The organism is Aureimonas sp. AU40 (assembly GCF_001463785.1).
Classification (GTDB): Bacteria; Pseudomonadota; Alphaproteobacteria; order Rhizobiales; family Rhizobiaceae; genus Aureimonas.
In genome coordinates this window covers 38766-51459 of sequence record NZ_BBWL01000048.1, presented here as the reverse complement: position 1 = coordinate 51459, position 12694 = coordinate 38766, and the positions used below count along the sequence as shown (strand labels likewise).

At 67.6% G+C, this 12694-nt stretch carries 9 protein-coding genes; 2 read left to right on the top strand and 7 right to left on the bottom strand.

The window, feature by feature from the left end:
- Window positions 1-16: 16 nt before the first annotated feature.
- The 3 genes from AUL32_RS18975 to AUL32_RS18965 form a co-directional block, all read right to left on the bottom strand.
- The gene (locus tag AUL32_RS18975) at window positions 17-904 is read right to left on the bottom strand and encodes a sensor domain-containing diguanylate cyclase (RefSeq protein ID WP_062118498.1); all 888 of its coding nucleotides are present in this window, start codon (window positions 902-904) and stop codon (window positions 17-19) included.
- Window positions 905-1195: 291 nt separating this feature from the next.
- Window positions 1196-1522, bottom strand: coding sequence for an HNH endonuclease (locus AUL32_RS18970; protein WP_061978655.1), 327 nt, complete (start codon window positions 1520-1522; stop codon window positions 1196-1198).
- A 124-nt stretch (window positions 1523-1646) separates the two neighbouring features.
- A complete protein-coding gene (locus AUL32_RS18965; RefSeq protein WP_062118495.1) occupies window positions 1647-2657 on the bottom strand; it encodes a 3'-5' exonuclease in 1011 nt (336 codons plus the stop codon).
- A gap of 363 nt (window positions 2658-3020) precedes the next feature.
- Between AUL32_RS18965 and AUL32_RS18960 the strand changes: the two genes are divergently transcribed.
- Window positions 3021-3596, top strand: coding sequence for a hypothetical protein (locus tag AUL32_RS18960; RefSeq protein WP_062118493.1), 576 nt, complete (start codon window positions 3021-3023; stop codon window positions 3594-3596).
- A 68-nt stretch (window positions 3597-3664) separates the two neighbouring features.
- Here the strand turns inward: AUL32_RS18960 and AUL32_RS26070 are convergent, their stop codons facing one another.
- Window positions 3665-7477, bottom strand: a complete 3813-nt coding sequence (locus tag AUL32_RS26070; RefSeq protein WP_062118489.1) for a PAS domain-containing protein — start codon at window positions 7475-7477, stop codon at window positions 3665-3667.
- A gap of 228 nt (window positions 7478-7705) precedes the next feature.
- A complete protein-coding gene (locus AUL32_RS18950) occupies window positions 7706-8461 on the bottom strand; it encodes a DeoR/GlpR family DNA-binding transcription regulator (RefSeq protein WP_062118487.1) in 756 nt (251 codons plus the stop codon).
- 95 nt (window positions 8462-8556) lie between these two features.
- Here AUL32_RS18950 and AUL32_RS18945 point away from each other — a divergent pair, with 95 nt between their 5' ends.
- Window positions 8557-9171 (top strand): NUDIX domain-containing protein, encoded by a 615-nt coding sequence (locus AUL32_RS18945; protein WP_062118485.1) that lies wholly within the window; start codon window positions 8557-8559, stop codon window positions 9169-9171.
- Window positions 9172-9180: 9 nt separating this feature from the next.
- Here AUL32_RS18945 and AUL32_RS18940 read toward each other — a convergent pair whose 3' ends face one another.
- The gene (locus AUL32_RS18940) at window positions 9181-11175 is read right to left on the bottom strand and encodes a putative bifunctional diguanylate cyclase/phosphodiesterase (protein ID WP_062118483.1); all 1995 of its coding nucleotides are present in this window, start codon (window positions 11173-11175) and stop codon (window positions 9181-9183) included.
- 364 nt (window positions 11176-11539) lie between these two features.
- A complete protein-coding gene (locus tag AUL32_RS18935) occupies window positions 11540-12673 on the bottom strand; it encodes a GGDEF domain-containing protein (protein WP_062118482.1) in 1134 nt (377 codons plus the stop codon).
- Between the last annotated feature and the right edge of the window lie 21 nt (window positions 12674-12694).

Genomic DNA, 12694 nt, shown 5'->3' with positions numbered 1-12694 from the left:
GCTAAGCCGCCGTCGCTCAGGCGGCAGCGCTGCGCCGATCGACGCGCCGGACCAGCCGGCGGATTTCCTTCTCGGCATACATGGCCTCGTCGGCCGCCGAGAGCACGTCGCGAATGTCGGCGCCCTGGTGCCAGACCTCGCCGCCGATGCTGAGCGTGATGGGAAGCCCGAGTTCGGGCAGGGTCAGGCCCCTGTCCACCAGCATGCGGATGGCGTCGAGCCGATCGTCCAGCGCGGCGCGGTTGCCGGCCCGCAGGAGCATGTAGAACTCGTCGCCGCCCACGCGCGCCACCAGTTCGTCCGGCCGCAGCGTTCCCGCCAGCAGCTGGCCGGCATGATGGATCACCGCGTCGCCGATGCGGTGGCCGTGCTGGTCGTTCGTGGATTTCAGCCCGTCGAGATCGACCACCGCCAGCGAGAAGGCGGTGCCGGAGGCCAGCGCCTCGTCGCGCGCATAGGAGATGGCCTGATCGAAGCGGCGCCGGTTGGCGAGGCCCGTCAGCTGGTCGACATAGGCATATTCCCGCAGTTCGGCCTGCAGACGCTTGGTCTCCGTGATGTTCTGGGAAACGCCCATGATCTGCGCGACCGCGCCCGTCGCCTCGTCGATCAAGGGTGTCAAGGTCGTCTTGTACCATTTCGCGCCGAAGCCGAGATCGACCTCTTCCTCCGTCTCCTGCACCTTTCGCGTCCGGGCGCAGACGGCGTAGCGCTCGGTCAGCCGCCGGGCATAGTCCGCCGGCAGGCACTCGGAGAACAGGCGCCCGGCGACCTCGCGCCGGTTGAGGCCGCTTTCGCGGGCGGCGCAGTCGTTGATGCCGTAGAACCGGAACACGCCATCACGATCGACATCGACAACGCAGACGGCAACGCCAAGGCGGTTCAGATCGAGATTGAGGGGCATTCGAAGCCTTATGTCGTGACGCCCGAAGGAGAAGCGCCGCGTTGGGTTCAGTTTCGGGACGGTGTGTCTCAGGCACCGTGCCTTGCCGAGGAAAGCCAACCGCGATGGGTTTGGTTCGCCCTGAATCCACTCTGGAGAGATCGCCGTAAACAAGCGCTTAACACCCCGCTTGGCTTACTTCGCGCCGTGCGAGAGGCCAGCCGTGCACTCCTTATCTTGGGTTGTGCGCGCCCGCGATGGACTCTGGAAGCGCCGCCTCTTTCGAGTTGTGGCGGTGTAGGTCCCTGCGGCTTAACGCCCCGTCTTGGTGGCGGAGTGGAAGTCCGCCGGCTTGCCGGAGACCCATTTCACGAAGCGTGCGACGGTCTCGTTATCGGTCAGCGGTGTGCCGCTTTCGGCGTGGCGCACGAGTTCGCTGGCGGTGAAATTGGCGTCGATCGTCTCGCGGCAGATCGGGTGGACGGGAACGGTGTCCTTGCCGCCTCGGCTCTTGGGGATCGGGTGGAAGCGATCCACCGTCTTGCCCAGCGGGCGGCCGCAGAGCCAGCAGGGCTCCGGCGGTGCGCGCTCCGCTTCCTCGTCCGCCAGCCAGCTTTCGTCCCGGTTCTTGCGTGCCATGTGTCTTGCGGTTCCGTTGGCCGAGCGGGCGCCTCCCGCCCGGGCTTTCGCCCCGTGATGGAACGAAGCGGGGCAGGGGGTCAAGCCGGGCAGCGCCCGGCGATGTTAAGCGATGGAGGGTCCGTCAGGCCTTGAACCGCTCGCAGGCCGTCAGCCGCTCGACATGGGCGTTCATGGCGCCGCCATAGATGTCCTGTTCGAGAAAGCGGACTTCCTCCTCGAACCCGTCTTCCCCGACCTCGCGCCACCAAGCCTTGGGCTTGCCGCCCATCCCGTCGCTCCAGCGATAGCCGCGCGCCTTCAAAACGTCCTTCGTGTGGAAGGGCGAGCCGAGTGCGTGGATGCGAAGGCGGGTGCGCGCGGCCGAGGCGATCAACTGCCCGAAGGCGGGCAGGGCGGCGGTCTTTGGCGCCTGGCAGAGCACTTGCAGAAGGGCGTGGCAGTCGTCCACTGCGCGGTGGCCATTGTGGAAATAGCCGGACTGGCCGACGAGATAGCCAAGCTTGCTGCCTTCGAAGCCGAGCGACACCCAGTCTACCTCGGCGACCGAGCAGGCCCAGGGCTTGACCTCGAAACCGGGCGTCAGCTTCTCGCAGAAGGGCCGGTCGAACCTTGCATTATGGGCGATCACGAGATCGGCCGGCTCCACGAAGCGCCGCACCGCGTCGAGGTCGATGTGCTGACCCGCCACCATCTCGTCGGTGATGCCGGTGATGCGGGTGATCTCGGCCGTGATGGGTTTGGAGGGCGCCTGCAGGGCGGAAAAGACGCCGACCACGTCCCGCACGCCCGCCTCGTCATAGGTGAAGGCCACCATGCCGAGCTCGATCACCTCGTGCTCGGCATGGTCGAGGCCGGTGGTCTCGGTGTCCAGAACGATGCCGAGGCGGGGCCAGCCGCCGGGCGCGCGGTTGGCCGGCGGCCAGCGATTGGGCAGGACGGGGCGCGGCTCGAGCTTGCGCAGCACGCGGTAACGGCCGGTTTCCTCCAGCCGCGCCGCCAGCGCCTCCTCGTTTAAGGTCTCCGGCGCGCGGGCCGATGCGCCTCGCCCGGCGCGCGGCGCGGGCTTTCGAACGGGCGGCAGCGCGGGACTGAAGCTGAAGAGGTCGATCTGACGCGGTTTGTCCGTTGCCATCAAGCGCCGCTCCCCGCCGTCTCTCGCTGTCACACGGTTTACAAACAAAACCCGCCCGCGACCATCGGTCTGTTCCGCTTACCAAAAGGTTTCTGGGGGCAAACTCAGGTCCCGGGCGGATCGAGCAAGCGAGGCGACAGGCGTCTATCCCTCCCGAAGTGCCGGCCGCCGCTCAAGTTTCGCGCGGGTGATACGGGAGTCGTTTCGCGTGCTGAGGGAAGTGATCTCGCTTGGATGGTGTGATAATGCAGTTGTCTCAAGTCGTTTGCGCTGGATGATGGCAAATGGCATGATCGCACCATCCGGGCCGCAGTCGAGATCAACAGCGGACGTTTCTCTTTTCAGCGATATGATACTGGCTTCATGAAGCGTACGATTGGGCCCTTCGCGGTCGAACACAAGCGTCGGTCGAAATTGAACAAGGCGGCCTCCACCTCCATCTGGACCGGCGCCCTCAGCGACGAGATGAAGGATCTGCTCCGCGCCAATGCCGGCGCCGAGACGGATGAGCCGGCCGCCAGCGCGGACGTCGCGCCGCGACCGCGCAAGAGCGGCGGCGAGGCCAAGGGGCGCTCTCCCCGCATTCTCGAAACCCGCATCCTGCAGGCGAGAGAGGAAAGCCTTCCCGCCGCCGAGGTCGAGGAAACTTCCGAGCCCGAGCTGCCGGTGCGGACCAAGGCGCGCAAGCCTCGCAAGGCCGAACGCACCGACGCGCCCGAGCCCGTGGACGCACCGCCGCCGGTCTCCACTGACGAGGCCGAACCCGACGCGTTCGAATGGGACGAACCGGCCGAGGCCAGCGTCGCCCCGGTGCAGGAGACGCCGAGGCTCGCCATCGAGGCGCCCGCCCGCCGCGCCCAAAGCCGCGTCGCCCAGCGCCGCGCGCGCATGAAGGACCTGCCCTTCGAGCAGCGCTGGAAGTGGAACCTCATCACGTAATCGGGGTGGTCGACGGGCGATCGGGCGTGGATCATGCCGCGCCCCGCGAACGAGCTGCCCGGCGTCCCCTAATCCTTGATCATCGATCGGATGCGATCGGCGAGCGCGCGCATGTCGAACGGCTTGGTGACGACCTGCATGCCTGCCTCCAGGTTGCCCTGGCCGAGCACGGCGTTTTCGGCATAGCCGGTCACGAACAGGACCTTGAGGCCGGGGCGCAGCTCGCGCGCGGCGTCCGCCACCTGTCGGCCGTTCATGCCGTTGGGCAGGCCGACATCGGTGACGAGAAGGTCGATCCGTTGGTCGGAGCGAAGCACCTTCAACCCTTCCGGCCCGTCGCCGGCCTCCAGCGCGGTGTAGCCGAGGTCTTCAAGAACATCGACCACGAGCATGCGCACCAGCGGCTCGTCGTCGATCACCAGAACCGTCTCGCCCGCGCCGACCGGCTCGATCGCGGACGGCGCCTGAGGCGGGGCAGCGGCGGCTTCCTCCGCGCCGTGATGGCGGGGGAGGTAGATGCAGAGCGTGGTGCCCCGGCCGAGTTCGGACGTGATGCGGACCTGCCCGCCGGACTGACGCGCGAAACCGTAGATCATAGACAGGCCGAGGCCCGTGCCGAGGCCGATCGGCTTGGTGGTGAAGAACGGGTCGAAGGCGCGCTCGATGACGTCCGGCGCCATGCCGGTTCCCGTGTCGGTAACGCACATCGTGACATAGGGGCCGGCGTCGAGGTCCTGCTCGCGCCCGGCGCGCTGGTCCAGCCAGACATTGTTGGTCTCGATCACCAGCTTGCCGCCGTCCGGCATGGCGTCGCGCGCGTTGATGCAAAGGTTCAGAAGGGCGTTTTCGAGCTGCGGCGGGTCCACGAGAGTCGACCAGAGATCGGGCTTGCCAACCGTTTCCACGGTGATGCCCGGTCCCACGGTGCGCTGGATCAGCTCTTCCATCTCGGCCACGAGGCGGTTCACGTCGGTGGGCTTGGGCGCCAGCGTCTGCCGGCGCGAGAAGGCGAGCAGGCGGTGGGTCAGCGCGGCCGCGCGCTTGGCGGCGCCCTGCGCTCCCTGCATGTAGCGCTCGATCTCGTCCACGCGCCCCTGACCGATGCGGGTCTGCATCATTTCCAGCGAGCCCGAGATGCCGGCGAGAAGATTGTTGAAGTCGTGCGCGATGCCGCCGGTGAGCTGGCCGACGGCCTCCATCTTTTGGCTTTGGCGCAGCGCCTCCTGCGCCGCCTCCAGCTCGGCCTCCTGCGCCTTCACGGCGCTGAGATCGCGCCCGACGGCGATGAAGTTCACGCCGTCCTCCTCCGGCGCCACGGTCCATTCGATCGGCTTCCAGCCGCCGTCCGTGGTGGCGATGCGGTTCTCGAAGCGCGTGGGCCGCTTCGTCTCGCCCATGCGGGCAAGGCCCGCCAGCGTTGGCCCCTCGTCGTCGGGGTGCATGAAGCTGGCATAGGGCCGGGCGAGAAGCTCGGCCTCGCTCCATCCCAGCACGCGCGTCCAGGCTGGGCTCACCGCCGTCATCATGCCGGAAAGGTCGGCCCGCGCCAGCATGTCCTCCGACAGGGTCCAAAGCTGGTCGCGCTCGTCGGTGCGTTGCGCGACTTCGCTTTCCAGCCGCTCGTTCAACTCGCGCAGGCGCCCTTCGCTCGCCCGAAGCGCTTCGGCCGTGCGGCTTCGCTCCACGGCGGCGCGCAGCCGCTCGGCGAACTCCCGGACGAGATCGAGATCGTCGCGGCTCCACTGCCGCGCGGCGGCGTCGTTGACATAGAGAAGCGCGGCCAGCCGGCCCCGCTCGATCACGGGCACGTTGACCAAAGCCACCGCGCCGATCTCTTCCAGCTCCGCCCCGGCGGCCGAGCTGCGCGGATCGAGGCGGGTGTCGGCGATCACCGTCGCCTGCCCGCGCTTCAGCTCGTCCACGAAAGTGCCGTAGTGCCGCAAGACGACGGACCCCGAGATGGAGACGACATCGGGCGCCGTCCATTCGCGCTCGATCAGCATCGTCTCGCTGTCGTGGTCCACCGTGCCATAGCCGACGCGGCCGACGTCCAGCGCCGCGCCCAGGATCGCGGCAGCGGCGTGGACCAGCTCGGACGGGCGGTCGAGGTCGCGGATGACGTTGCCGAGCTCGACCAGCGCGTCCCGCCGCACCTCGGAGCGCCGCCGCGCGGTGACATCCTGGAACACGCCGATCCGCCGGTCGGCTTCGCCGTCCGCGCCCGGCACGGCGTCGCTCGTGCTCACCAGCGTTCGGCCCGTGCCGTCCGGCAGCCGAAGGCGATATTCGATCTCCAACCGCGCCGTGCTGTCGCGAAGCGATTGGATGACGGTGGTGATGCGCTCGAGGTCGCGCGGATCGACACGGTCCCTCACGTCGAGAAGCGTCACTTCCTGGCCGGGCGGGAAACCGAAGAACCGCCCGGCGGTTTCGTCCATGGCGATGATGTCGGTCGTGAGATCCCATTCGTAGGTGCCGAGGCGCGAAACGGCGAGCGCCGTGCCCAGCCGCGCCCGGCCGTCGCGCAGCTCCTGCTCCGCCAGCCGGCGGGCGATCGCGGCATGGGTGCGCTCGGCGAAATCGCGCACGAAGGCGATCTCGGCCTCGCTCCAGCGCCGGGGCGCGGCGGAATGCACGAAGAGCTGCGCCGTCGCCTGCCCCTGCTCCATCACGGGAACGTCGAGAAAGGCGCGCACGCGAATGGCGCGGAAGGCTTCGGCCCGTTCGGCGGTGCGGGGGTCGCGCTCCACATCCGCGTTGGCCACCGCCCGGCCAAGGCGGATGTCCTCGATATAGGAGCCGTATTCCTCGAACCGGTGCAGACCGGCGAGGCTTTCGAAGCCGGGAGCGGTCCAATGCCGGTCGACGGCGATCGTCCCGCTCGCGGCATGGATCGTGCCGTAGCCGACGCGCGCGCAGTTCAGCGTTTCGCCTAGGAGTTCGGTCGCCGCCAGCGTCAGGCCCGCCGGGGTCGGCACGTCCCGCAGCCGCTCTTCCAGCCGCATCAGCGCCTCGCGGTGCCGGTCGGCCCGCACCCGGTCGGTCACGTCGTAGCCACCGAGGAAGAGGCCGCCCACCGCCCCGGCATCGTCCCGGATCGGATCGAGCACGAGATCCACGAACCGGTCGCCGCCCTCGCGCGCGAGGCGGAGCGGCCTGCCATGGGCGGCGAAGGGCTCCGCGCGCGCGAAGACCTCGTCCAGAAGCTCGAAATAGCCTTGATCAGCGAATTCGGGAAAGGCCTCGCGCATCGTGCGGCCCTCGACCTCGCGCTCGCCGACGAGCTTGCCGAAGGCTTCGTTGCCATATTGGAAGCGGTGTTCGGGACCTTCCAGGATGGCGGAAAAGCCCGGCATCTGCCGCAGCATCAGGTGCTGGCGCTCGCGCTCGCGCGCCTGCCCACGCTCGGCCAGAACCTGGCGCGTGGTTTCCGTGCAGGCGCAGAACATGCCGACGATCTCGCCCCCGTCCCCGAAGGCGGGGGAATAGGAGAAAGTGAAATAGGTCTCCTCCTCGTAGCCGTTGCGGCGCAGGGTGAGGGGCAGATTTTCCAGCCAGCTCGCCTCGCCGTTGAGCGCCTTCTCGATGAGAGGCAGGATGTCGGCCCAGATCTCGCTCCAGATCTCCTGGAACGGCCGCCCCAGCGCCGCGGGATGCCGGGCGCCGAGGATTTCGGAATAGGCGTCGTTGTAGAGAAAGCCGAGTTCCGGCCCCCAGGCCAGGAACATCGGGAATTTCGAGCCGAGCATGAGCGCCACGACCGAGCCGAGCGAGCGGGGCCAGGTCTCGGGCGGGCCGAGCGGCGAGGTCGACCAGTCATGGTCTCGCATCCGCCTGCCCATCTCGCCGCCGTCCCGCAGGAAAGGCTGAGGCTCGATCATCTCGTGACATCTTCATTTGAGCGGCGTCGCAGGACGCAGCGACCTCGCGCAGCCCGCCCCATAGCATCAAGTCGCAAAGCCTGGCTATTGGCGACGGGGCTTTGTCGCATTCCGCCGCAGCGAGACCCGGCCCGACCGCCGGGCAGGCGCGCTGCTCCGGCTCACGCCCTTTGCTCCCGGCCAACGGAATGGCACCGTTCTCGAAACTCCGCCGGAAAGCGCGAGCGTTCAGCCCTCCACGATGTCGAGCCCCGCCGCGCGCAAGGGCGACAGCGTTTCCGGTGGGAGCCCGGCTTCGGTAACGAGCGTCGTGATCTCCGCCAGCGGCACGATGGCATAGGGCGAGGCCGCGCCGAGCTTTTCGCGCGCGGCGAGCACGATCGTCTCGGCCGACTGGCGGCTGATCAGCCGCTTGTGCGCGGCCTCCTCGCCATCGCCCGTGGTCGCGCCCGTTTCGGGATGAAGGCCCGTCACGCCCATGAAATAAAGGTCCACCCGGATGCGCGCGATCGCCTCGGCGCTGCTGGAGCCGAGCGTGACGACGGAGTGCTTGAACAGGCGACCCCCGATCAGCTCGACCTCCACCCGCGGATGGCGCGTCAGCTCCACGGCGATGCTGGGGCTGTGCGTCACCACCGTCAGCTTGAGATCGGGGGAGAGCGCGCGCGCCAGTTGGACATTCGTCGTGCCGCCATCCAGAAACACGATCTGCCCGGGCTGGATCAGCCGCGCCCCGGCCCGCCCGAGCGCCTGCTTGACCGCCGAGCCGGCCTCGGCGCGCACGGAAAAATCCGCGACCGCCGGCGAGGCCGGCAAGGCGCCGCCATGCACCCTTTGCAGCAGACCCTCGCCCGCCAACTCGCGCAGGTCGCGGCGGATCGTGTCTTCGGAGAGGCCGAGCTCATGCGCGAAGCTTTTCGCCACCAGACGGCCGTCGCGGCGCAGAACTTCCTGGATCAGCGCCTTGCGCTCCGACGTCAGCATGGTCTCACCTTTTGCACGAACCGTCTTGACTCTGCACGAAATTGCACGAATGGTCCAGTGCGTTGGCTGGAGAGCCGTGCCCTGGAGAATTCGTCATGAGCATTGCCCATCGCATCCGCGTCGAGGACGTCACCGTCCTGTCGGACGACTGGTACGTCCTGCGAAAGACGCGCTTCCACTTCCAGCGCAGCGACGGAACGTGGCAGCGTCAGTCCCGCGAGACCTACGACCGGGGCAACGGGGCGACCATTCTTCTCTACGATCCGAGCCGGCGCACGGTGGTTCTCACCCGCCAGTTCCGCTACCCCGCCTTCGTCAACGGGCACGACGATCTCCTGATCGAGGCGCCCGCCGGGCTGCTCGACAAGGCCGAGCCGGAAGCGCGCATCCGCGCCGAGGTGGAGGAGGAAACGGGGTTCCGGGTCCGCGAGGTGCGCGAGGTCTTCGACGCCTTCATGAGCCCGGGCTCGGTGACGGAGCGGCTGCACTTCTTCGTCGGCGCCTACGAGCCGGGCGACCGCGCCTCTGAGGGCGGCGGCATCGCGGAGGAGGGCGAGGACATCACGGTGATGGAACTCGGCATCGCGGAGGCGCTGGCGATGGTCGCGAGCGGCACGATCCGCGACGGCAAGACGATCATGCTCCTGCAATATGCCGCGCTCCATCTCTTCGCGGCCCCGGCCCCGGCCCCGGCTGCGGAGCGAGGCTGAACCACCGTCTCAGGCGGTGCCGGAAGCGCTCTTCTGGGCGAGAAGGGTGGAGAGCGGCGCGGGGTAGCCTAAGAGATAGCCCTGCAACTGATTCACGCCGCTTTCGCGGGCGAAATCGAGATGGGCGGGCGTCTCGATCCCTTCCATGATGATCCCCGCGCCCCGGTTGCGAATGAGCGAGACGATGTCGATCAGGAAGCGCCGGCCCTCGGGATCGTCGATGTCGCGAAGGAAGGACTTGTCGATCTTCACGGCGTCGAAGGCGATCTGGCGCAGCCAGGACAAGCCGGCGAAGCCGGTGCCGAAATCGTCCAGCCACAGCTTCACGCCGAGGGCCTTGATGTCGGCGATGGTGCGCAGCGCGTCGGAATCGAGGTCGAGGTCGAGCCCTTCGGTGATCTCGATCACCAGCCGATGGCCGGGCACGCCCGTGCGCAGCAGGATCTTCGACACTTCCAGCGCGAAGCCGGGCACGCCGAGCTGCACGGCCGAGACGTTGACGCTGGCGGTCGGCGCGAGGCCGGGGACCAGGATCTCGCGGCACACGCGCTCGATGATCCAGAGGCCGAGCGGAATGATGAGCCCGATCTCCTCGGCGATGGGCACGAAGGTCGGGGGCGGGATCGGCTTGCCCTCCAGCGTCCTTAGCCGCATCAGGCATTCCATGGATTCGATCTGCCCGCTCGCGCAGCCGTAGATCGGCTGGTAGGCGACGGACAGGAGCTGGCGCTCCAGCGCGATCTTCAGCAGGCCGGCGACGAACTCGGTCTCGTCGGAGCGAACGGCATCCCCCGCGTTGAAGACGGAGGCCTGATTGCGGCCCTGCTCCTTGGCGCGATACAGCGCCTGATCGGCCTGCTGCACCAGCTGCTCCACCGTTTCCAGCGCGTGGAGGCCGCTGGTCGAGACGCCGACGCTGACCGTCACCACGGCGACGCCGTCCCTCCGGCAGATATGCTCCATGCCCGCTTCGATGATCCCCGCGCAGATCGCGTTGCCGAACCCTTGCGGGTCGGGCGAGTGGCCGGTCGGTACGACCAGGATGAACTCCTCACCGCCATAGCGCCCGACATGGCCCCGGTGCCGAGCGGCGATCGAGGCCAGAACCTCGGCCACGCGGACGAGGCAGGCATCGCCCTGAACATGCCCGTACCAGTCGTTGAAGTTCTTGAAGAAGTCGACATCCACCAGCGCGACGGCGAAGGGTTCCTGCCGCGCCTTCCAGGCGGTCCAACGCTCGTTCAGCTGATCGTCGATGGCGCGCCGATTGGCGACGCCCGTCAGCGGGTCGGTCTTGGACAGAACCGTCAGCTCCTCGTGCGCGGCATCGCTGACGCGTTGCAGAAGGCTCGCCCGGTGCGAGTTCAGGAAGGTGCGGTAGTGCTCGCGGTTCGTCTTGAAGTTGACGTAGACGGTAAGCGCGAAGCACGAGAGATAGAAGACGATATAGGCGACGTCGGAAATGCGGTCGGTCCGCGCGTCGACCCAATGGGTCGCCAGGACGGCGGCGAGGATCGTGGTGCTGGTGGCGAGCGCGGCGGAAAAGCGGAACGCGAAGAAGAGATTCGCGCCCATCATGAATATGGCGCCGAACACCCGATAGAACCCAACGACATCGCTGTCGGCGGAGAAGGAAGAGGCGACGAACCAGCCGAGGAATGCCACGACGATGCCGGAGCAACAGACAGCATCGAGGCGTTCGGGCGAGGCATCGCGCCGGTAGAGGCTGCGAAACAGGCTGAGGCTCGTCGCGGCGACCACGAAGCGCGCCGCCACCGTGTAGGGCGCGACATCGGGCAGGGTCACGATGTCGAGCAGCGAGAAGACGAGATAGACCAAGGCCGAGAGGTGGTAGCCGTACCAGCTCGCTTGGCGGCGCGCCTCGCGGCGCGAGGTCCAGAAGCGCTGCCTCAGGGCTGCGGACGGGCGCGCGAACGGGCCCCGCCGCAGTTCGGCATCCACGGCGTCGATCTCCTCCTGCAGCACGTGCTTGACCTCTGCCATTTCTCGTGCCCGGCGGAATCGCGTCCCGCCATCCTAGAGTTGCACCGGTTGCGGATCGAGACTCGGTGCCGGTTTCAGACGATACGATCGAACTCAGCTTTGGGCGTAAATGAACCGAAAGCGCCGAAAAGTTCCTTGCACAATTCGACAAACACCGACGATTCTCGCGGCATCACACGACGATCCGCCTGCGTGGTAAAGTCGCAGTTAACAAATTCGCGAGCTCGGCGTCTGCGACGACAAAATTCGTCTTCGAGGCTTTGGAGGTGGGTGCAGCAGGATTGGTAAAGCACGGGGTGCGTCTTCGGCATCCCTTGTCGGCGACGCCGAACGAAGGGCAGCGTGAACGTTCGGCTTGGCAGCGTCAGGCGGTGACGAGCGCATCCTTGGCCGGCGGCGCGTCCTCAAAGACCGCGACCCGATCCCGCCCGTCGCGCTTGGCTTTGTAGAGCGCGGCGTCGGCCCGCCTGATCCCGGCCCGGATCATCTCGCCCGCTGCCACCTCGGCCACGCCGACGCTGATGGTGAAGGGGATGGTGGCACCCTCGAACTCGAGCCCGCCTGCGCGGACCGCATCCCCGAGGCCGATCGCGATCCGCTCCGCCTCGGCCGTGGACGCCCCTGGCAGAAGGGCCACGAACTCCTCCCCGCCGGAGCGGGCGAGCACAGCGCCCTGCGGCAGGCAGGCGTCCGCGCGGCGGACGAAGACGCGCAGCGCCTCGTCGCCGGCGGCATGGCCGTACTGGTCGTTCAACTGCTTGAAATGATCGAAATCGGCCACCAGTACGCCATGCGGCCCGGTGGCGACTTCCTTGTAGGACAGGAGGCCCGCGCGGTTGAGGCAGCCGGTCAGCGCGTCTTGATGGGCGATCCGGTCGAGCCGGTGGTTGTCGCGTTCGATCACCATGCCGAGCACGCAGGCGATGACGATCGTGCTGCACACCTGGTCGCTGAGCGAGATGGCGAGCGTGACGTTTTCGGGCGTGATCAGCGCCGAGCCCCAGAGCAGCACCGTGACCGTGAAGACCAGCTGCACGGTGAAGGCCGAACCCGCGACCCAGCGAAACGCCAGGCGATCATGGTTCTGCGTCAGCACGTAGAAGGGAATCTGGACCGAGATCAGGCAGCTGACGACGAAGGTCGCGAGCTCCGGCCAGTCCGTTCCGGGAAGGAGTTTGAGAAGCGCGAGATAGACGATCGGGGGGAGGGGCAGCGACACGAGCATGAGGCCGGAAAAGGCTGGCCTTTCGTCGAAGCTGCGAAAGCCCGAAAGCATCAGAAGCGTTCCAGCGATGAGAAACGTGTAGGTCAGCGCGCCGATGGCGGGATGGTTCGAACCCTCGATCTGCGAGAGCAGACCGACGGCGAACAGCATGAAGGACACGGACCACCAGCCGAGATAGGACTTCTCCTCGCGAACGCACCAGGCGACGGCGAGAACGACGCCGCAGGTTATGTTCGTCAGCGCACTCGACACATGAAGCGTATGCAAATCCATGGGTTTCGCCCGCGTGTGTAG

Excerpts from the sequence above, each read along its gene's own strand:
- AUL32_RS18975 (WP_062118498.1), bottom strand. The coding sequence starts at position 904 with ATGCCCCTCAATCTCGATCTGAACCGCCTTGGCGTTGCCGTCTGCGTT.
- AUL32_RS18970 (WP_061978655.1), bottom strand. The coding sequence starts at position 1,522 with ATGGCACGCAAGAACCGGGACGAAAGCTGGCTGGCGGACGAGGAAGCG.
- AUL32_RS18965 (WP_062118495.1), bottom strand. The coding sequence starts at position 2,657 with ATGGCAACGGACAAACCGCGTCAGATCGACCTCTTCAGCTTCAGTCCC.
- AUL32_RS18960 (WP_062118493.1), top strand. The coding sequence starts at position 3,021 with ATGAAGCGTACGATTGGGCCCTTCGCGGTCGAACACAAGCGTCGGTCG.
- AUL32_RS26070 (WP_062118489.1), bottom strand. The coding sequence starts at position 7,477 with ATGATCGAGCCTCAGCCTTTCCTGCGGGACGGCGGCGAGATGGGCAGG.
- AUL32_RS18950 (WP_062118487.1), bottom strand. The coding sequence starts at position 8,461 with ATGCTGACGTCGGAGCGCAAGGCGCTGATCCAGGAAGTTCTGCGCCGC.
- AUL32_RS18945 (WP_062118485.1), top strand. The coding sequence starts at position 8,557 with ATGAGCATTGCCCATCGCATCCGCGTCGAGGACGTCACCGTCCTGTCG.
- AUL32_RS18940 (WP_062118483.1), bottom strand. The coding sequence starts at position 11,175 with ATGGCAGAGGTCAAGCACGTGCTGCAGGAGGAGATCGACGCCGTGGAT.
- AUL32_RS18935 (WP_062118482.1), bottom strand. The coding sequence starts at position 12,673 with ATGGATTTGCATACGCTTCATGTGTCGAGTGCGCTGACGAACATAACC.